The organism is Caballeronia sp. LZ033, assembly GCF_031451265.1.
Lineage (GTDB): Bacteria > Pseudomonadota > Gammaproteobacteria > Burkholderiales > Burkholderiaceae > Caballeronia.
Window position 1 is genome coordinate 1,085,068 of sequence record NZ_JARUXQ010000003.1, and the last position, 19,555, is coordinate 1,104,622.

The following is a 19,555-nucleotide window of genomic DNA, read 5'->3' on the forward strand; positions in this document are numbered from 1 at the left end:
GTCACTCCTCGGCGCTGGCCTTGCCCAGCTCGGCCTTCAGCACGAAACTGTTCGCGGCGGCGTAGCGCTGGCCGGGTACAAGGCCGCTCACGACCTCGACCGTATGCTCGTCCTGGCGGCCCACCGTCACGGGCTGCGCGACGAATCCCTGGTCCGACTGCACGAACACCGACGCGGCGCCCTCGACGTCCTGCAACGCGTCCTTCGACACGGCCACCGTGACGCCCGCGCGGCGCGCTTCCACCGCGACGTTCACGAACATGCCCGGACGCCAGACGCCATCCGGATTCGGCAGCACCACGCGCGCGACCGCCGAGCGCGTTTCTTCGCCGAGCAGTTCGCCGACATAGGACACGCGTCCCGTCGAACTCGAATCGAACGCGGCGGCCTTGACCGTTGCCGTGCGTCCGATCCGCACCTCGTCGAGCTGTTGCGGATTGACGGCCATCTCGGCCCATACGGTGGAAAGGTCGGCGAGCGTGAACACGTTGGTATTGGCGGCGATGGCCTCGCCCGGCGTCACATGCCGCTCGACGATGGTGCCCTCGAACGGCGCCCGCAATTCATAGCGGTTGAGCGCTTCGCCGCCGAGCGGCGCGCCGATCGCCTCGAGCTTCTGACGCGCGCCGCGTGCGGCAATCTCCGCCTCGCGCAACTGCACTTGCGCCTGCAGATAGTCCTGTTCCGCCGAAATGCGTTCGAGCCACAGGGTCTTTTCGCGCTCATAGGCGACCCGCGCGGCGGTCAGCCTGCGTTCCGCCGTCAGCAGTTCGCTGCGCCGGTCGGCCAGATCGGTGCTGGCGATCACCGCGAGCAGCTGCCCCTTCGTCACCCGCTGCCCCACCGACACCGGCACCCGTTCGACCACGCCGCCGACCCGCGGCCCCACGTGCGCCGTGCGATCCTGGTTGAAGCGGATTTCGCCCGGCAGTTGCAAGGTCGTCACGACTTCGCCCGGACCCGCGCTCGCCAGTCCGATGCGCGCAGCGTTCACCTGCTGCGGGCTCAGCTTGACGAGGCCGTCCTTGCGCGCAAAGACGAACGACGCCGACTTGCCTTTCCATGAAGCCTTCAAGGTCGCGTCGAAGACGTGCGGCCTGCCGACCGATTGCGACGAAACCAGATCGGCGCCTGACGGCACGAAGCGCAGGGACTGCGGCGGCGTGAACGGCCGCGCGAGCGAGCCCGTGATGCTGACGCCCTGCGTGACGGGCTTGCCGTTCGAAAAGGCGGCGACGATCAGGCGCGGATCGCCCGCCTGTTCCGACAACCCGACTTCGATGACCAGACCCAACAGCCGATACTGGTCGAAGCCGGGCCGGGACGCATTGCCGGAGACCGATGCCGTAGCCGGCTGGAGGGCGGAGTGTCCAGGGGAAAACAGCAGCGAGTCGAGCACGAAGCCCGCGCCGATCCCGCCGGCCACCAACGCTACATAGAGAAGTTTGCGCAACATGAACTGACCTTCAGGGAAGAACTGCAACCGGCGACGCGCCGGACAATGCGGAGGATGTCGACAAGTCCGGGGACGACGGCAGCGGCGTGCCTTCGAGCCGTCCGAGTTCCGCGTATGCCAGATGCGCGGTCGTCAGGGCCTGCACATAGCGCGACTGCTCCTGGTACAGCGTGCGCTGCGCGTCGAGCACGTCGAGGAACGCGAACTTGCCGAGGTCGAAGCCGCGCGACATCGCCGTCAACGTGTCGCGCGCGGCGGGCAGCACTTCGGACCTGAGCCGTTGCGCTTCGGCGGCGGCATTCTGGAAATTCGTGTACGCCGACGAGAGTTGCAGCCGCAAGCTCGCCTTCTCATTGTCGAATTCGGCTTCGGCCTGCTCCGCGTTATGCGCCGCTTCGAGCAGCGCGCCCTTGTTGGTATCGAAAAGCGGCAGCGGAATGGACACGCCGATCACCGCCTGATTGAACGGCACGCCGCCCGTGACCACGTGCTTCATGCCCGCGCTCACCGTGATGTCCGGCACGCGCCGCGCGCGTTCCACCTGGATCGCCGCATCCGAGCGCAGCATCTGCGCCTTCGCGGTGCGCACCAGCGGCGCGCTGTCGGTTCGCGCGACCATCTCGGCAAGCGGTTCGGGCGTCGGCAGGGTCTCGATATCGCCCGCGACGGCACGCTCGCGCACCGCGGACGCGCCGGTGATCGTCGCGAGCCGGTCGGCCTGCACGTCGGCTTGCGCGCGTGCCCGCTGCAATTCGATCTGCGCACCCGCTTCGGCCACGCGCGCCTTGCCTGCCTCGACCGGCGAGATCTTGCCGGCCCGCACCCGCTTGTCCGCGGAATCCAGCGTGCGGCGCGCGATGTCCGCCGATTCGGTCGCCACCTGCAACTGACGTTGCGCCGCGAGCAGACCGTAGAACGCGTCGATGACCTGAGCCCGAAGCGCCGCATTGCGTGCGTCGAGACGGGCGAGCGCGGCCTCGCGGCCATACGACGCGACGTCGAGACGCGCGCCGCGCTTGCCGCCCAGTTCGATGCGCTGGCTCACGAGGCCGGTGCTGGTGCGCTCGGACGGACCGAAGCCTTCCTGGAGAAACGACACATCGGGATTGGGCCGCATGCCTGCCTGGAGGAATGCGCCTTCGGTGGCATCGGCGCCCGCGCGCGCGGCACGCAGCGACGGATTCGCCACGGCCGCAGACGCCAGCAGCGCATCGAGCGTCAGCGGCGCATCGGCCGGCAGCGGCTCGGCGCCGGCACGCGACAGGGCCATCGAGAGAATGAGAAAAGAAGCAGTGCGCTTGAGCATGGGGAAGCGTGACCGGTGGAAGTCCTGTATTTCGACGTTTCACATAATGTTAGGGTGACTACCCAATCTGAGGATGATCGTCAGATGATGTTTTCGTCATTTGAATCGCGCAACCTGGTTGTGTCTTTCGCGCGATGCCTGTCAGTTGCCCGTCTTCGCCGGTGCAATCGCGGCATCCTGGGGATGTTCGATCGCATGCCGCTGCTTGTTGCGCGCAATGCTTGCCGCAGTAGGCGGATATTCACTGTCGCGATGCGGCAGAAAGCCGTCGCGCCAGGCCTGTTCCAGCGGGTCGATGGCCTGCGCCGTGGTCCTGCCCGCGTCGGGTCCGTCGCCGTGCGCAAGGACCGGCGCGGACGCCGCGCCCAGCAACAGCGCCAGCCCGATGATCGTGTGTTTCATGGATGAATCTCCTGGTTTCCGGCTCTTATTGAAGACGCGTGCGCAACAGCCGCAGCCCGTTGGCGATGACGATCAGGCACGTGCCTGTATCGGCGAAGACGGCCAGCCACATCGACCCATGTCCTCCCAATGTCAATCCGATGCACACCGCCTTGATTCCCACCGCAATCGCAATGTTCTGCAGCAGCGTTGCGTGCATCGCCTTCGACAGGCGGATGAACGCCGGAAGCTTGCACAGGTCGTCGTCCATGAGCGCGACGTCGGCGGTATCAAAGGCGGCGTCGGTGTCCATCGCGTTCATGGCGAACGTGATGTCCGCGCGCGCGAACGCCGGCGCGTCCTTGAGGCCGTCGCCGACCATGCCGACCGGCGCACTGCGCCCGAGCGTCTCGATGATCCGCAGCTTGTCTTCCGGCAGGAGTCCGCCCTGGGCGCGATCGATGCCGGCCTGCTTCGCGACCGCGCGCGCGAGATGCGGGTTGTCGCCTGTCAGCACCACCGTGCGCACGCCCACGGCGCGCAGCCGCGCCACGGCGTCGCGGCTCATCGGCCTGAGCGTGTCGGCCACGGCGAAGAGCGCCAGCACGCCGGCATCGCTGGCGAAGATCACGACGGTGCGCGCCACGCATTCCTGCGCCTCCACGCGCCGCCGCAGGTCGTCTGCGTCGTGGCCGATCTCGGCCATCAGACGCAGGTTGCCGAGCCAGTACCGCCGTCCGCCGATGAACCCGAACACGCCGCGTCCCCGCACCGAACCGAAGCGGCTCACCGCGAAGCGCGGAATGTGTTCGTTCCTCGCGGCCTGCGCGATGGCCCGCGATGCCGGATGCGGCGAGCGCCCCGCCAGGCTGGCCGCGAACGCGCGCACGATGCTCTGCTCGAAGCGCGCGTCGAGCAGTTCGAAGGCGGTCTGTACCGGCGTGCCGTGCGTGAGCGTCCCCGACTTGTCAAGCGCGAGCCAGCGCAGACGCCGGCCGCGCTCGAGGAACGCGCCGCCCTTCACCACGATGCCGTGGCGCGCGGCGCGGGCGAGTCCGCTGACGATCGTCACGGGTGTGGAAATCACGAGCGCGCAGGGACACGCGATCACCAGCAGCACGAGCGCCCGATGAACCGAGGCGAACCATTCGCCGTCCAGGGCCAGCGGCGGTAGCAAGGCCAGACCGAGCGCGCCGAGCAGCACAGCCGGCAGCCACGTGCGCACGACGCGTTCGAGCAGACGCTGCGTCGGCGCCTGCAACATCTGCGCTTCCTCGATCGCATGGACGATGCGGGCGAGCGTCGAATCGTTGATGCCGCCGGTCACGAGCATGTCGAGCGTGCCGGTCTCGTTGAGCGTGCCCGCGAACACGGCGTCGCCCTTGCCCTTGGCGACCGGCCGGCTCGCGCCCGTGATCGGCGACTGGTTCACGGTGGAGCGGCCCCTGACCACCTCGCCGTCGAAGGGAATGCATTCGCCCGCCTTGACGCGCACGATCTCGCCCGCTGCGATGCCGTCCACCGCGCACTCGCTCCAGGCGCCATCGGCTTGCAGGACGGCCGCCCTGGCCGGCAGCGACTTCAGCAGCGCGGCGGTGGCATTGCGCGCGCGCCGCAGCGAATTCTTCTCGACCCAATCGGCGATGGCGAAGCACACCGAGATCATGGCCGCTTCCGGCCATTCGCCGATCAGCAACGCAGCCGTCACGGCGATACCCACCAGCGCGTCGATCGTGAAGTGGCCGCGACAGAGCGCGAGCAGACCCGCGCGATACATCGCCAGGCCCGAGGCAGCCACGGCACTGAGCGCAAGCATGACGATGGTGCTGGTCTGCGCATCGAACCAGCTCGCGGCCTGCGACGCCATCGCGACGGCGCACGCGCAGCCGAGCAGGCAGATGGACACGCGATCCGTCGCGCCGGTTTCCGGCACGAGCCGCGGATCGAATCCGAGCGAGCGCAGGCCGGCAAGAATCGGCCCGAGTGCTTCGACTTCGTGTTCGATGATCAGCATGCGGCGCAGCAGGTCGAACTTCATCGACGTGACATCGCGCATGCCGCCGAGCTTCTTGCGGATCAGCGCTTCTTCGGCGACGCACTCCATCTGTTCGATGTGGATCTGCGTGCGTGCCGCGCCGCGGCTCCGGATGCCGGACACGCCTGCTTCGGCCGGCCGGGCGTCCTGCATCGCGCTGCGAGAACCGAGGCGCGTGTTGCCGATATCTTCTGGCCGTAACATACTGACGTCCTTACTCGATCAAGCGCCAAGTAGAAACCTTGGAGCCGCTCAAGAGTCAAGAAGGATCAGCACATGAAGATAGGCGAATTGGCGCGCATCGCGAAATGCACACCGGACACGATTCGTTTTTATGAAAGAGAAGGTTTGCTTCAGCACGCGGAACGCACTGAAGCGAATTACCGCACGTACAACGCCAGCCACGTCGAACGCCTGCGCCTCATCCGCAATTGCCGCGAACTGGACATGACGCACGATGAAGTGCGTGCGCTGCTGCGTGCCATCGATGAAACGGCAGATAGTTGTCAGCCAATCAATTCACTTGTCGATGAGCACATTCATCATGTGGCTGAACGCATCGATGAACTGATCGGTTTGCAAACGCGGCTGCTCGCATTGCGCGAGAAGTGTCAGGGCGAACAGCTGGTGGATGACTGCGGCATCATGCACGAGCTGACATCTAAAGAGGCCGCCAGCCGGAAGACGAAGAAGACGCATCTCGGCTAGCGGTTTGCATTGATGGGATCAAGCCTTCATGCGGTCGGCGGCGACGATCGCATCCGCGAAATCGCGCGGCGCTTCCTGCGGCAGGTTATGCCCGATGCCGCCCGTCACGTTCCGGTGCTGATACGGGCCCGTGAATTTCTTCGCATAGGCCGACGGATCCGGATGTGGCGCGCCGTTGGCATCGCCTTCCATGGTGATCGTCGGCACGTTGATGGTCGGCGCGGCGGCCAGGCGCTGTTCGAGTGCGTCGTACTGCGGTTCGCCCTGCACGAGCCCGAGACGCCAGCGGTAGTTGTGAATCACCACCGCCACATGATCCGGATTCGCGAATGACTGCGCTGAACGCTCGTAGGTGGCGTCATCGAAGCGCCATTGCGGCGATGCCAGTTGCCAGATGAGCTTGTTGAAGTCATGACGGTTCGCCTCGTAGCCGGCCTGGCCGCGCTCCGTCGCGAAGTAGAACTGATACCACCACGCGAACTCGGCCTTCGGCGGCAGCGGCGCGCGATTGCCCTGCTGGCTGCCGATCAGATAGCCGCTCACCGACACCATCGCCTTCACGCGCTCGGGCCATACCGCCGCGATGATGTTCGCCGTGCGCGCGCCCCAGTCGAAGGCGCCTAACACGGCTTGCCTGATCTTGAGCGCATCCATGAGCGCGATGATGTCCACCGCGACCACCGCCTGTTGTCCGTTGCGCGGGGTATCGGCGGAGAGGAAGCGCGTCGTGCCGTAGCCGCGCAGATACGGCACGATCACGCGATAACCCTGCGCCACAAGCAACGGCGTCACTTCGACGAAGCTGTGAATGTCGTATGGCCAGCCGTGCAGCAGGATGACGACGGGGCCATTGGCGGGGCCTGCCTCCGCGTAGCCGACGTTGAGCGTGCCCGCGTTGATCTGGCGCAGCGCGCCGAAGCCGGCCTGCGTCACGGGGCGGGTCTGGGCCTGCGCCAGGTTGCCGAAGCCCGCTTGCAGCAGGCCGATACTGGCGCTCGCCAGCGTGGCGCCCAGCAGGCGGCGGCGCGACGTGTCGATGATGTCCGTCATGATGCGGTTCTCCTGTTCCACTGTTTTAGAACGAAGCCGTCACGCAGCCGACGCACGCAACCCGGCGAGCGTCGGGCCCATCGGCCGCACGCGCATGTGGGCGGCAAGATTGCGCCAGGGCAGATCGGCGGGGTCGGCGGCCATCGGGCCCGGTGCTTTCGCGACCAGTATGCGCGACGCGATCGGTTCGAAGTCCGCGCGAAAATGCACTGAGCTCTTGTTGACCAGAATCTTCACGCGCGCGGGTTCGATACCCGCGACGCGAAAGAGATTACGGTCGAAGACCTGCATCTTGATGCTGCTGACCGCAATGCGCACGCCTTCGATACGCAGGCACGCCGTGGGACCGAGTTCGCCGCTCATGCCGTTGAGCATCGGGCCGTCGAAGCGGAAGCGGCCATCGGAAAGATGTTCGACTTCGAACTCGCCTTCGAGCGGCGAATCGCCCGGCACGTTCGAACCGCCGCCCAGCGCCAGCCGGATGCGCGCGCCGACACCCGCCCGATGCGCCGCGCGTGCCGCAGGCTCGTCCCAGATGACGCCCACAGCCGCCTCGCGCGCGCCGTGCCGCAGCAGCGCGCGGACCATGCCCATGGTGTTCGAGTCGCCGCCGACGCCCGGGTTGTCCTGCGTGTCCGCGATGATCACTGGACCTTTTGCATTGCCGCTTGTCGCGATGGCCTCGCGCGCCGCTTCGTCGGGCGACAGGAACGGCACGTCCCAGCGCGCTTCATCGTCGACGAGTTGCGTGTACAGCGCGTGCACCACGCGATCCGCTGCTTCCTGTTCGACCGCATAACCCCAGATCACCGGCCCGCATTCCTCGAAGTCCGACGCCGGAAACCCCGGCGCGAACGACAGCGACACGGCCTCCTTCTCCAGCCTCTCCAGCGCGTCATACATGCCGCGCGCCGGTTCGACGAGCGTACACATGCCGTTCACCGGAATCAGGAACGGCACGCGGCGCACGGCGCGCGCCAGCGGTTTGTCATGCGCGATGCGCTGTGCGAGCAGATGTCCCGCGCGCAGGCCGGTTTCCGCCATGTCGACGTGCGGATAGGTGCGATACGCGACCAGCGCATCGGCGAGTTCGATCATGCGCGCCGTGACGTTCGCATGCAGATCGAGGGAGACGACGAGCGGCATGTCGTCGCCGACAATCTGCCGCACGCGCGCCAGCAACTCGCCTTCGCCGTCGTCGAGATGCTCGGCGACCATGGCGCCGTGCAGGTCGAGATAGATCGCATCGAAACCGCCGGCGCGCACGCGTTCGACGATCGCGCCCGCAATGCGCTCGTACGCGTCTTCCGTCACATGCGCCGATGCACTCGCCCCGGCCCAGATCACCGGCAGCAGTTCGTGCCCTTGCGCTTCGGCCCACTGGATGAAGCCGCCGATCGGCACGTTCACGTCGCGCAGCTTCAGCACGTCGGCGCCGTGGGCCATCGGCGGAAAACCTTCGCCCTGGATGAAGCTCGGGTAGCTGGCCCGGGTCGGCGCAAAGGTGTTGGTTTCGTGCTGGAATCCCGCGATCAGGATCTTCATGATGGTCATCCTTTGTCTTCGATGAAAAGGTGTCAGGCCGCGCGCGTCTTCGCGACGGCCACGGTGCTACGGTTCGCCAGGATCAGCACGCAGGCGAGCGCGGCCATGCCGGCCATCGCGTACAGGCCGCCGTTCGTGTTGCCGGTCGCGGACTTGACCCAACCGAACACCGCTGGTCCCCAGAACCCGCCCGACAGACCAATGGTGTTGATCAGCGCGATGCCGCCTGCCGCTGCGGGGCCGGAGAGGACTTCGGAAGGAATCGCCCAGAACACCGTGTACGCCATCCACATGCAGGCGGTGGCGAGCGTGAGCAGGACCAGCGTCGCGGCGAGGCCGCCGGAGGCATACGGCGTCATCACCAGCAATGCGGCCGCGGCGAGCGCCGGCAGCGCGCTGTGATAGCGGCGCTCGCCGAGCGCGTCCGACCGGCGGCCCGCGCCGTACATGGCCACGGCTGCGGCCACATAGGGAATCGCGACATACCAGCCGAGCTTCAAGGTATCGTGCGCCCCCTGCTCCTTCAGCAGCGTGGGCAGCCAGAAGCTGATGGCGTAGATCGGAAAGATGATGCAGAAGTAGGCGAGCGCCAGCACGAGAATGCGCGGGTTCCGGGCGATCTCGCGAAACGATGCGATCCGGTGCGACCCGCCGCCATGCGCGCCGGCCTCGGCCTCGACGAGACGCTGTTCGTCGCGCGAGAGCCAGCGTGCTTCGGCGGGACCGTTGGCGAGCGTGAACCACACCAGCGCGCCGAGTGCGATGCACGGCAGGCCTTCGACGAGGAACATCCACTGCCAGCCCGTCAGTCCGCCGACGCCCGCGAGCGAGGTCATCAGCCACGCCGACAACGGCCCGCCGACCACTCCGCCCAGCGGCCCCGCGACGAACACGAGCGCGATGGCGCGCGCCATGCGCTTCGGTCCGTACCAGCACGAGAGGTAATAGATCATGCCGGGCGCGAAGCCCGCTTCGAAGACGCCGAGCAGGAAGCGCATCGCGTAGAACGCGGGCACGTTGCGCACGAACAGCATGCACGCCGACGTGATGCCCCACAACACGAGGATGCGGCTGAAGGTGAGGCGCGCGCCGATCTTCGGCAGCATCAGGTTACTGGGAATCTCGAAGAGCACGTAGCCGATGAAGAAGATGCCCGCGCCGACGCCGTATGCGGCGTCGGAGAAGCCGAGATCGCTTTGCATCTGGAGCTTCGCGAAACCGACGTTCACGCGGTCCAGATACGCGAACAGGTAGCACGCGATGAGCAGCGGCAACAGCCGCCGGTTGATCCTGCTGTAGAGCGCCTGGACGGCAGCGCCGCCCGGCTGGGGTTGAATCGTCGACATGCGCGTCTCCTTGTGGTCTTCCCCTCTCCGGGTGAAACCATGGTGAGCGTGTTCGACTGTGCCAGCAAGAGCAACCAAGTTCACGTATCGTTGCTCTGCGAGCAACACTCTCTTCTCATGTTCCGGAGCCGTCGAGATGCGTGAAATCAATCAGCAACGCCTGCGTTACTTCCATGAAGTGCTGTCGCACGGCACGATGCGCGGGGCGGCGGACCATCTGAACACGTCGCCGTCGGTGATCGCACGGCAGATCAAGTTGCTCGAAGACGAACTCGATACCACGCTGTTTGAACGCGAGGCGCGCGGCGTGCGGCCCACCGAGGCCGCGTTTCATCTATTGGAGTTCTGGCGGGGTTATCGCTCGCAGCAGGAGCGGCTCGAAGACCAGTTGCACGCGCTCAAGGGCTTGCAGCAAGGACAGATCCGGCTGGCGGTGAGCGAAGGCTATGTCGATACGCTCGTCGATGACGTGCTCGCGCCGTTCTGCGCGCGCTATCCGCGGCTCGAGATCGACGTGCAGATGCTCGCCGTCGACGACCTGCTCGACGAAGTCGCGCAGAGCCGCGCGCATATCGGGCTCGCGTACAACCCGCCGCCGCATGAGCGGATCGAGATTCGGGCAAGCTGCGCGCAGCCCGTCGTGCTGCTGATGCGGCGCGATCATCCGCTGGCGCGGCGCGGAGGCGCGGCACGGATTCACGATCTGCTCGATTACCCGCTCGCGCTGATGCCGCCGAGCTTCGGCATCGGACATGTGGTGAAGATGCTCGAAACGACGGACGGTCTGTCCATTCGACCCGCCCTCACGACCAATTCGCTAAGCGCGCTGAAGCGGCTCGTCGCGGCGGAGCAGTTCATGACGCTGATCGGCGAGTTTGCCGCGTATCGCGAGCTGGCGAGCGGCGAGCTGACCCTCGTTCCGGTCGCGCATCCGCTGTTTGAAAGCGCGCAGGCGCGCGTGCTGGTGAAGACCGGCCGGCCGCTCGCGGCGGGACCGCAGGCGTTGCTCGAATCGATCCTCGAACGGATGCCGATGTTCGGCAAGAAGCCGCGCCGTAAGACGAAGCGGTGACGCGTGATTCACGCGCCCCGCGCGCCTTCCGGCACGTCATCCAGCCGCGCCACCCGCGACGCCGCAATGATCGCCGCCTGCACGACGAAGCACACGGCCGCCGCCGCAAGACACGGCCCGGTGCCGAGGCGCGCGCTGATCGCCGCGCCCAGCAGCGCGCCGAGCGGACGGGCGCCGTAGGTCGCCGTGCTGTTGAGCGCGGAGACGCGGCTCAGCATCGAGGCGGGCGTGATGGCCTGGCGCAGTGTCGTGGAGCCGACGGTCCACAGGATCGGGCCCGCGCCCAGCAGGAAGAAGCTCGCGGCCGCCAGCCAGAACGACGGCGCGGCGAGCGTCGCGACCAGCATCAGCGAAGCGGCCAGCCCGCACAGCGGCCCGACCATCAGCATCCGGCCGAAGGTGATGCGGCGTGCCACCGCCGGCGCCGCCAGCGCGCCGCACACCATGCCGATGCCATAAGCGGCAAGCGTCATGCCGATCGCCGATGCATCGAAACGCAGATGCTGCGCCGCGTATGGCACATACACCGCCTGCACGATGAAGAAGCCGAGATTGAAGAACACGGCGGTGGCGAGCATCGGACGCAGCAGCGCGTCGTGCGCAACGAAGCTCGCGCCTTCGCGCAGTTCGGCTAAGAAATGCCGTTTGGCGGCGTGCTGGCGCGGCGGTTCGCGCAAGCGTGCGAGCAGTAGCGCTGCGCAGGCCGAAAGGCCGGCCGCGCAGCCGTAGGCCCAGCCCGCGCCGGTCCATCCGACGAGCAGTCCGCCGAGCGCCGGCCCCGCCGAACAGGCGACGCTGCGCGCGAGTTCGATGCGTCCGTTCGCGGCGGCCAGCGCGGCGCGTTCGACCAGCGCGGGCACGAGGGCGGGCGCGGCGACGTTGTAGGCGACAGTGCCGGTCGCGCCGAGAAAGCCGAGCAACGCGAGCAAGGGCAGCGTCAGCGCGTGCGCATGCACGAGCAGCAGGACGGACAGCATGGCGAGCGCGCGGGCGCATTCGGCGCAGGTCATGAGCGTGCGGCGCGAGCGGCGGTCGGCGATAACGCCGAGCGGGATCGACAGCAGCAGGAAAGGCAGCGTCTGGGCGCTTTGCAGCAGGCCGGTGTCGGCTGCCGAGGCGCCGAGCGCGAACACCGCGACGAGCGGCGTGGCCGCCAGGCCGATCTGCTCGGCGGACTGCGCAAGAAGGTTCGACCAGGCAAGTTGCTGGAAGGCAGCGGGGAACGGCATCGACGGGCTCCGGAGCGAGAAGATGGCCCATGGTCGCGGGTGAGGCGCGCGGGGGCACTCCGGGGCTTGCGGTGTGATTCGGGAGGTCAGGGCTCGCTGCCCAGTCTCTTTTGCTCCGTGACGATCCCGTCGGCGATCTTTCCCGCCAGATCGTGGAGTGACGACGCCCCTTCCACCTTGTTGATGACGAAGCGCGCGGCCGCGCCGTAAGGCTTGGGCGCCGCCGCCGATTTCTGCCCCTTGAGTTCGTCGCTGGTGTCGATGCGCGCCGACGCCTGGCCGGCCGGCGCCGACAGACTCGCGAGTTGCACGGTGACGTGCGTGTTGGGCGGCGTGTCGGAGGAATTCATCGAGGGCAGCGCGGCGCCCGGACCGGCCGGGATGGATTCATCGAATTCGCCGGTCACGAGCCAGCCCGATGCGGGCAACGGGCCCTGCGACTGCGCCCGGCACGCATTGACACCTCGCGCCTGGAGCGTCTTCACGATGTCCTCAGCAAGTGCGGACGCATTTTGGTCGACCTTCATCGTGTTGCGCATCGAGCGCAGGCGGGAGCCGGGAAGGCGCGACTCGCCGCCCTGGCTCACGGCCGTGAAGTCACGCACGACAACAGGCACGCCCGCGCTGCTGCATGGTGGAGCATCCTGCGCGAAGGCGCACGGACCCGCGAAGAAACCGAGCACGATCAACCGCCATGACGCCGATGTCTTCATCGCACCCTCCGGCAAAGGATCAGCGGTTCTACCGCCCGACGATGATACTGCCACCCGCCGTGGGGCCACGCGTTTCCTGTCCGGGCGTTTCAATGCGCCACCGCCGTCTCCACCGACCCCGCCCGCTCCATCAGCACCGCCAGCGGAATCGGCCGGCTGAGCAGGTAGCCCTGCACCTTGTCGCAATGAACGGCGCGCAACGTGTCGAGCTGATCCTGCGTCTCGACGCCCTCCGCCACCACCGTCACGCCGAGCTTGTGCGCGAGGCCGATCACGCCTTCCACCACCGTGCGCACCATCTCGTCGGTGGCGATGTTGTCGACGAAGGACTTGTCGAGCTTCAGTACGTCCGGACGGAAGCGCGCCAGATAGCTCAGGCTCGAATACCCCGTACCGAAATCGTCGATGGCAATGCGCACGCCCATGTCACGCACCTTCGACAGCACCTCCTGCGCATCGTCCACATTGTCGATCAGCGCGGACTCGGTGATCTCCAGCATGATGCGGCTCGAGTCGATGCCCGCGCGTCTGATCGCCTGCCGCAGCACATGCACGAGACGCGGATCGCGGAACTGCTTCGGCGACACGTTGAGCGCCACGGAACACACCGCCGGCAGCGCGCCGGAGAGCCGCGCCGCCGACTGCACGGCTTCGCGGATCACCCAGTGCCCCGCCTCGACGATCAACGCGCTTTCCTCCAGCACCGGCACGAACGCGCCGGGCGGGAGCATGCCGAGCGACGGATGATTCCAGCGCAACAGGGCCTCGACGCCCACGAGCGCGCCTGACTTGACGCGATATTGCGGCTGGTAATGCAGCACGAACTGGTTGTCGCGAATTGCGCCATGCAGTTCGGATTCCAGATGCGCGCGCGCCAGGTCGTCCTTCTCGCGCTCGCCGAACACGCGGAAGGTGTTGCGGCCGGCGCGCTTGGCGGCGTACATCGCCATGTCGGCGCTGATGAACAGTGCTTCAGGCGTGCGCCCGTGTTCCGGATACAGCGCGACGCCGATCGAGCAGGTCATCGTCACGCTCTTGCAGTCGACCTTGATCGGCCGGTGACACGCCGCAGCCAATTTGCGGCATGCGCGCTCGATACTTTCCTGATCGAACGGTCCGGGCAGGATCACCGTGAACTCGTCGCCGCCCGGACGCGCCGCCACCGCGCCGCCCGGCAGCGCCTCCTGGATGCGCCGCGCGATGGTGCGCAATACGGCATCGCCGGCAATATGGCCGGCCGTGTCGTTGATCGACTTGAAGCGGTCGATATCCACGAACAGATAGGCGAACGCCGTGCCCGCTTCACAGCGGCCCACGAGCGTTTCCATCATCGCATTGCGGTTCGCGAGGCCCGTGAGGCTGTCCGTATTGGCGAGCCGGTGCAGTTCCTGAAGCCGCTCGCGTTCGTCGGTGGCGTCCACGCACACGCTCACCACACGCGACACCGCGCCATCCCCGGTCACCGGATAGATATCCGCGCGCACCCAGCGGGTCCGTTCATGCGGCAGGCACAACCTGAAATAACTTTGCTTCGCGGAGCCGGTCTGCACCGCGCTGCGCATTTCGACGCGCAGCGCGCCGATATCGTCAGGATGCACGCGCTGCGACCACGCGGTCTGGTCGGCTTCGAGCGCGGACATCGGCATTTCCCACATGCGCTCGAACGCAGAACTCACGTGCAGCAGTTCGCGGAAGTCGTGCGTGGCGGTCCAGAACACGGCATCGACGTGATCTTCCATGTCCTTCTGCACGCGCGCGTTGCCGCGCAGTTCATCGATGAGATTCCTTTCGGCCGTGATGTCGCGCGACTTGCACAGCACGGCCGTCACGCGGCCATGCTCGCCGTACACGGGCGCGAAGGTCGAGGTCCACCATTTCAGCGTGCCGGTCATGGTGCGGCACGCGCCGGAGAACGAGGTCGATTCACCCGCCTTGGCGCGTTCGAAGGCCTGCCGCGCGTCGGGACCTTCCCAGAGCGCGAGCCAGTCGATGTCGATCAGCGCATCCGCGCATTCCGCCTCGATCAGATTGCGGCCCACGTCCGAAATGCACATGATGCGGCCGTCGAGACTCAGCAGCTTGAGGCAATCCTCGGCGATGGCGAGCAGCGCGTGCGCCACCTGACGCGCGACGAAGATTTTCCGGTGCGCGGCCTGCATGCGATGCACGACCAGCGTGAGCGCCAGTACCAGCGCCGCCAGTGCGATATTCCATGGCATCGGCACGAAAAACGTGCCGCAGGCGGCAATCAGTACGCCGAGCGGAGCCAGGCCGAGGCCATCGAAGCGGCGCGCGTATTCGAGGTACGGCAACTTGCTGGCAACGTTCTCGCCAATGGTTCCGAGAAAGTCGGTCGGTTCTCTCTGCACCGCTTTGACCCTGTTCTGCTATTTGTACGATCGTTGTTTATCGGCGCAGCATCTGGGGTCTTTAGTGCCGCGGAACTAAACGATGCCCGCCGCCGCGGTAAGCGTTACGGCATGCTCAGCCATTCAAGGCCGCCGCGATCTCGCGCGCGAGCGTTTCAGCCCGATATGGCTTGTTCAGCAGCGTCACGTTCGGCCTGAGCACGCTGTCGCGCGAAATCATGTCGCGGGTATAGCCCGACGCGTAGATCACCGGCACCGGACGCGTTTGTGAAAACGCCCATTCGGCCAGGTCCGCGCAGCTCACCTTGCCCGGCATCACGACGTCGGTGAGGATCAGGTCCACATGCACGCCGCTTTCGAGCACGCTCATCGCAGCGTCGCCGTTGGCCGCGCGCAGCACGGTGTAGCGCATCACCTCCAGGATCGCGACTGTCGAGGACAACACCGAAGCATCGTCGTCCACGACGAGCACCGTCGCGCCGCTGGTCTGCGTCATCAGCGCATCGGCGCGCGGCATCGCGGTTTCGTCGTCATGGCTGCGCGGAAAGAAGATATCCACGGTGGTGCCTACATCCACCGTGCTCGACACCGCGATATGTCCGCCGGACTGCTTGACGAAGCCGAATACCATCGACAATCCCAGTCCCGTGCCATGTCCTTCCGGCTTGGTCGTGAAGAAGGGTTCGAAGGCCCGTTCGAGCACCTCGGGCGGCATGCCGGTTCCGGTGTCCGAAGCGGACAGCCTCACGTACTCGCCCGGCCGCAGTTCCTTGCCTTCGCAGGCCGCCGCGTCGAGCACTTCGTTCGAACTCGCGAGCATGAACTTGCCGTCGCCGCGCATGGCGTCGCGGGCGTTGATCGCCAGGTTCAGCAGCGCGTTCTCCAGCTGGTTGCGGTCGACGCAGAAATTCCACGGTTCGTCGACGATCATCGTGCCGATCGTCACGGACGCGCCCACCGCGTGCTGGAGCAATTCGCGCAGTTCGTCGAAGAGCCGGCGCGGATTGATGACCACCGGCGACTGCGGCTGCCGCCGCGCGAAGGACAGCAGTTGCGAGGCGAGCTTCGCGCCGCGCTGCACCGCGTCCATCGCGGCCTGCAGGCGCTCGGGCACGCGCTTGTCGGCGGGCGGCAGATATTGCAGCAGTTGCAGGTTGCCGCTGATCGCCTGCAGCGTGTTGTTGAAGTCGTGCGCGACGCCGCCCGTCATCGCGCCGAGCGCCTCCATCTTCAGGCTCTGGCGCAGTTGCGCCTCGACCGCCGTGCGCGCCGCCACCGCCTCCGCGATCTTGTCCTCGAGGTCATGCGTCAGCTCCCTGAGCTTTTCCTCGGCCACCTTGCGGTCGTGAATGTCGATGATGACGCCGGGAAACCGCATCGGCCGGCCGGTTTCGTCGTATTCGCAGCGGCCCGACGCCATGATCCATGTCCAGCCGGATTCAGCCGTGCGAATGCGGTACTCCGCCCGATACGACGTGTTCTCGCGCACCGTCCGCGCGATCAGCGAGGTGATGCGCTCGACGTCGTCGGGATGGATGATCTCGAACGCCCGTTCGATCGGCAGGCCGGCCGTCACCTGCTCCAGCGAGAACAGGAAGGTGCGCGCGAAGCGCTCGTCGCCCTTGACGCGGTTGTGCTGGATTTCCCAGACGAAGGTGCCGAGCACGGCGCCCGAGTTGAGCGCGAGCTGCAGGCGTTCGTCGGCCGCGCGGAATGCCGCTTCGGCCTCGGCGCGCGTGCGCTCCAGCGTGACCCGCACGGTGGTTTCGACGACCACCGCCAGCACGCCGAGCGGCACGCCCTCGTCGGAGGCGACCGGGCTGTAGTGCAGGTCCAGCCAGACGTGGGCTTCGCGGCCCGCGCGCGGCAGCACGAAATCGATGTCCAGGTAGGACAGCGTTTCGCCGCGCAGCCCGCTTTCGACCACATTGCGATTGAAAGCCGCCGCCTCGGGCCAGGCGCGTTCGATCGGCATGCCGAGAATGCCCGGATGGCGGCCGCCGGAAAACTGCGCATAGGCGTCGTTGTAGAGCAGCGTGCCTTGCTCGCCCCACAGCACGGCCATCGGCAGTGCATTGCGCAGCATGATCTGCACGGCGGAACGCAACACTTGTGGCCATGTGTCGATGGGGCCGAGCGGCGTCGTGCTCCAGTCGAAGTCGCGTATGGCGCGCGCGGATTCCCCAATCCATGAATCGAGCTGGCGGGGGTCGACGGTGTTCGAGGTCAAACGGCGGTTCCTTGTGGGTCGGGGCGTGGGGCGCGCGGTACAGCGCCCCACAGCATAAGGGTTCGGCCGCTGTTTCCCTGGCGCCGGAGACCCCGTATCCGCCATTTTGCCCCACCCGGCAAGGAACCAGCCCGCCGCCGCCTTACTCGCGCTTCGGCCTGCGTATTGCACGAACCTTGCCCGTCCGGCCGCCGCCGCAGAAAAAGCGCTCCCCGCCGTCCGATTCGAGCCCCGATACCGCCGCGCCCTCGGGCATGTCGAGCCGCTCCAGCACCTCGCCGGATTGCGGGTCGATGCGGCGCAATTCGCTTTCGTCGCCTTCCCAGGTCGCATGCCAGAGTTCCCCGCCGACCCACGTGACGCCGGTGACGAAACGGTTCGATTCGATGGTCCGCAGCACCTTGCCGTCCTGCGGATCGACTTGATGAATCTTGCGCGCCTTGTATTCGCCGACCCACAGCGTGCCTTCGGCCCACGCGAGGCCCGAGTCGCCGCCGTTGCCCGGCGCGGGAATCGTGGACAGCACGCGCCCGGTCTTCGGGTCGATCTTCTGGATGCGGTCTTCGGCAATCTGGAACAGGTGCTTGCCGTCGAATGCGGTGCCGGCGTGCGCCGCGATGTCGAACGAGCGGCGCGGCTCGCCGCTGGCCGGATCGAACGCGTTGAGCGTCTCGCCGGCGGCGAACCAGACGTTCTCGCCGTCCCAGGTGACGCCGTGCACGCCTTCGACGCCGGCGAACGGCCCGTATTCGCGGATGATTTCCGCCTTCGCGCGTTTCATGTCGATGTCCTCCCGATTGACTTCATGATTAATTGAGCGACGACGGCTTCATCCTAGTCATTCGCCAGCGCCGCGGGGAGTAACAAGACCGTCGTGAATCCGGGCATCGGCGGCATGGTCCAGCGGCGCGCCCGGCCGCGCCCGAAGGATTGCACCTTGCCCGCCGCGCCGAGCGCATCGAGCGCGCGCTGCACGGTGCGCTGGCTCGCGCCCAGCGCAAGCGCCAGCGCGGAGCTCGACCACGCCTCGCCGTCCGCCAGATGCGCGAGCAGCGTTGCGTGCTCGTCCTCGACCGGCAGCGCGAGCACCGCGACCTTGCGCGCGTGCAGCGGCTGCAGCGCGAAGCCGCGCGACGTGGCCTCGATGAGCGCATGCGGACGCAACAGCCCGCGCAGCCGGCCCAGCTCGACGCGCAAGCGCGCGCGATGCGTTTCGTCGGCTTCACGGAGGCGGAACGCGCGGGCGATCAGCGCATCGCGGGGGACATCGCCGGGCCAGGCATCGGCGAGCATGCGCACGAGCGTGAAGAGCACGGGGCGCGTCGCCAGCGATACCGCGCTGCCCGCTTCGCGCACGCACAGACGGCAGGCATCGACGACGAAGGTCTGCGATGCGAACAGCGCTTCCACTTCGTCGAGCAGCAAGAGCCGCTCGCCGTCGCGTGCGATGAGACGCGCGGCCGGCGTCCGCAACAGCCGCCACGCGCTTTCGACTTCCGCCGCGAGCGCCGGAATGCCCGCCTGCTTCGCGGCTTCCCGTGCGAGCCCGAGCGCGTCGCGTGCGTCCCGCGTGCGCAGTCGGCGCAGTGCAAGTCCCGCTGCAAACAGTTCGTGCGCCGCGCGCAGCGCCGCAGGCAGCGCCGCGGGATCCAGGCTGGCGAGCATCTGCCCGGCGTCATCGAGCTGGCCGAGCAGCAACGCGCGCCGCACGTCGAGATAACGCGCGTGGGCGGCGTTGACGTTGTCGCCGTGTGCTTCGAGGATGGCGCGGGCCTGATGCAGCGTCTTTTCCGGCCAGCCGAGATCGCGCGACGCCAGTGCAATCTCCGCTTCCGCGACGATGCAGCGCGAGCGCGCAAGCGCCTCTTTCGCACCGAAGGCGCGTGCCGCGCGCCTGACGAGCACGCGCGCGCGGGTGAAGTCGCCAAGCTGGGCCATCGCGATGCCGCGCAACGCGAGCGCCCCGGCATCCTCGCGCAACGCGATGCGGTTCAACGCGCCGAGCGGATCACCCGCCGCGAGCGCCCGGGCTGCGGCAGTGATCAACGAATCCATGCGAATGCCGGCACGCGCGTCACTCCCGGAGGGTAGAGGTCAGCGACCAATCTACCACCG

General features: G+C 67.2%; 15 protein-coding genes. 2 read left to right on the forward strand and 13 right to left on the reverse strand.

Annotated features, from left to right (window positions below; all coding sequences use genetic code 11):
• Window position 1 precedes the first annotated feature (1 nt).
• The 4 genes from QCE62_RS26180 to QCE62_RS26195 all read right to left on the reverse strand — a co-directional run bounded on the left by QCE62_RS26180 (window position 2) and on the right by QCE62_RS26195 (window position 5,382).
• Window positions 2–1,456 carry an efflux RND transporter periplasmic adaptor subunit gene (locus QCE62_RS26180; RefSeq protein ID WP_309924901.1) on the reverse strand — a complete coding sequence of 485 codons (1,455 nt, stop codon included), beginning with the start codon at window positions 1,454–1,456 and terminating at the stop codon, window positions 2–4.
• Between the two features lie 10 nt (window positions 1,457–1,466).
• Window positions 1,467–2,726, reverse strand: a complete 1,260-nt coding sequence (locus QCE62_RS26185) for a TolC family protein (RefSeq protein WP_309925315.1) — start codon at window positions 2,724–2,726, stop codon at window positions 1,467–1,469.
• A 177-nt stretch (window positions 2,727–2,903) separates the two neighbouring features.
• Entirely contained in the window at window positions 2,904–3,164 is a 261-nt protein-coding gene (locus tag QCE62_RS26190; RefSeq protein ID WP_309817561.1) for a DUF4148 domain-containing protein, read from the reverse strand.
• A gap of 25 nt (window positions 3,165–3,189) precedes the next feature.
• Complete coding sequence (locus QCE62_RS26195; RefSeq protein WP_309924903.1) at window positions 3,190–5,382, reverse strand: heavy metal translocating P-type ATPase; 2,193 nt, start codon at window positions 5,380–5,382, stop codon at window positions 3,190–3,192.
• A gap of 72 nt (window positions 5,383–5,454) precedes the next feature.
• On the opposite strand from QCE62_RS26195, the gene cadR reads away from it, so the two are divergent.
• Window positions 5,455–5,886, forward strand: a complete 432-nt coding sequence (gene cadR, locus QCE62_RS26200; RefSeq protein ID WP_309924905.1) for a Cd(II)/Pb(II)-responsive transcriptional regulator — start codon at window positions 5,455–5,457, stop codon at window positions 5,884–5,886.
• Window positions 5,887–5,904: 18 nt separating this feature from the next.
• Here cadR and QCE62_RS26205 read toward each other — a convergent pair whose 3' ends face one another.
• The 3 genes from QCE62_RS26205 to QCE62_RS26215 are packed head-to-tail and all read right to left on the reverse strand — an operon-like array spanning window position 5,905 to window position 9,827.
• Window positions 5,905–6,936: an alpha/beta hydrolase gene (locus tag QCE62_RS26205; RefSeq protein WP_309924906.1), complete on the reverse strand. Its 1,032-nt coding sequence runs from the start codon at window positions 6,934–6,936 to the stop codon at window positions 5,905–5,907.
• A 39-nt stretch (window positions 6,937–6,975) separates the two neighbouring features.
• Window positions 6,976–8,481, reverse strand: a complete 1,506-nt coding sequence (locus tag QCE62_RS26210; RefSeq protein ID WP_309924909.1) for a M81 family metallopeptidase — start codon at window positions 8,479–8,481, stop codon at window positions 6,976–6,978.
• A 32-nt stretch (window positions 8,482–8,513) separates the two neighbouring features.
• Window positions 8,514–9,827, reverse strand: coding sequence for an MFS transporter (locus QCE62_RS26215; protein WP_309924916.1), 1,314 nt, complete (start codon window positions 9,825–9,827; stop codon window positions 8,514–8,516).
• Between the two features lie 136 nt (window positions 9,828–9,963).
• Between QCE62_RS26215 and QCE62_RS26220 the strand changes: the two genes are divergently transcribed.
• Window positions 9,964–10,899 carry a LysR family transcriptional regulator gene (locus QCE62_RS26220; protein WP_309924917.1) on the forward strand — a complete coding sequence of 312 codons (936 nt, stop codon included), beginning with the start codon at window positions 9,964–9,966 and terminating at the stop codon, window positions 10,897–10,899.
• Window positions 10,900–10,907: 8 nt separating this feature from the next.
• On the opposite strand, the gene QCE62_RS26225 is transcribed toward QCE62_RS26220, so the two are convergent.
• The 6 genes from QCE62_RS26225 to QCE62_RS26250 all read right to left on the reverse strand — a co-directional run bounded on the left by QCE62_RS26225 (window position 10,908) and on the right by QCE62_RS26250 (window position 19,495).
• Entirely contained in the window at window positions 10,908–12,128 is a 1,221-nt protein-coding gene (locus QCE62_RS26225; protein ID WP_309924918.1) for an MFS transporter, read from the reverse strand.
• 86 nt (window positions 12,129–12,214) lie between these two features.
• Window positions 12,215–12,841 carry a hypothetical protein gene (locus QCE62_RS26230; RefSeq protein ID WP_309924919.1) on the reverse strand — a complete coding sequence of 209 codons (627 nt, stop codon included), beginning with the start codon at window positions 12,839–12,841 and terminating at the stop codon, window positions 12,215–12,217.
• A gap of 89 nt (window positions 12,842–12,930) precedes the next feature.
• A complete protein-coding gene (locus QCE62_RS26235) occupies window positions 12,931–15,210 on the reverse strand; it encodes an EAL domain-containing protein (RefSeq protein ID WP_309924920.1) in 2,280 nt (759 codons plus the stop codon).
• Window positions 15,211–15,325: 115 nt separating this feature from the next.
• Window positions 15,326–17,440, reverse strand: a complete 2,115-nt coding sequence (locus QCE62_RS26240) for an ATP-binding protein (protein WP_309924921.1) — start codon at window positions 17,438–17,440, stop codon at window positions 15,326–15,328.
• Window positions 17,441–17,582: 142 nt separating this feature from the next.
• Window positions 17,583–18,221, reverse strand: coding sequence for a PQQ-binding-like beta-propeller repeat protein (locus QCE62_RS26245; protein ID WP_309924922.1), 639 nt, complete (start codon window positions 18,219–18,221; stop codon window positions 17,583–17,585).
• A 53-nt stretch (window positions 18,222–18,274) separates the two neighbouring features.
• Window positions 18,275–19,495, reverse strand: coding sequence for a helix-turn-helix domain-containing protein (locus QCE62_RS26250; RefSeq protein WP_309924923.1), 1,221 nt, complete (start codon window positions 19,493–19,495; stop codon window positions 18,275–18,277).
• Window positions 19,496–19,555: the final 60 nt, after the last annotated feature.

Excerpts from the sequence above, each read along its gene's own strand:
- QCE62_RS26225 (WP_309924918.1), bottom strand. The coding sequence starts at position 12,128 with ATGCCGTTCCCCGCTGCCTTCCAGCAACTTGCCTGGTCGAACCTTCTT.
- QCE62_RS26205 (WP_309924906.1), bottom strand. The coding sequence starts at position 6,936 with ATGACGGACATCATCGACACGTCGCGCCGCCGCCTGCTGGGCGCCACG.
- QCE62_RS26230 (WP_309924919.1), bottom strand. The coding sequence starts at position 12,841 with ATGAAGACATCGGCGTCATGGCGGTTGATCGTGCTCGGTTTCTTCGCG.
- QCE62_RS26210 (WP_309924909.1), bottom strand. The coding sequence starts at position 8,481 with ATGAAGATCCTGATCGCGGGATTCCAGCACGAAACCAACACCTTTGCG.
- QCE62_RS26180 (WP_309924901.1), bottom strand. The coding sequence starts at position 1,456 with ATGTTGCGCAAACTTCTCTATGTAGCGTTGGTGGCCGGCGGGATCGGC.
- QCE62_RS26185 (WP_309925315.1), bottom strand. The coding sequence starts at position 2,726 with ATGGCCCTGTCGCGTGCCGGCGCCGAGCCGCTGCCGGCCGATGCGCCG.
- QCE62_RS26220 (WP_309924917.1), top strand. The coding sequence starts at position 9,964 with ATGCGTGAAATCAATCAGCAACGCCTGCGTTACTTCCATGAAGTGCTG.
- cadR (WP_309924905.1), top strand. The coding sequence starts at position 5,455 with ATGAAGATAGGCGAATTGGCGCGCATCGCGAAATGCACACCGGACACG.
- QCE62_RS26215 (WP_309924916.1), bottom strand. The coding sequence starts at position 9,827 with ATGTCGACGATTCAACCCCAGCCGGGCGGCGCTGCCGTCCAGGCGCTC.
- QCE62_RS26245 (WP_309924922.1), bottom strand. The coding sequence starts at position 18,221 with ATGAAACGCGCGAAGGCGGAAATCATCCGCGAATACGGGCCGTTCGCC.
- QCE62_RS26190 (WP_309817561.1), bottom strand. The coding sequence starts at position 3,164 with ATGAAACACACGATCATCGGGCTGGCGCTGTTGCTGGGCGCGGCGTCC.
- QCE62_RS26250 (WP_309924923.1), bottom strand. The coding sequence starts at position 19,495 with ATGGATTCGTTGATCACTGCCGCAGCCCGGGCGCTCGCGGCGGGTGAT.
- QCE62_RS26195 (WP_309924903.1), bottom strand. The coding sequence starts at position 5,382 with ATGTTACGGCCAGAAGATATCGGCAACACGCGCCTCGGTTCTCGCAGC.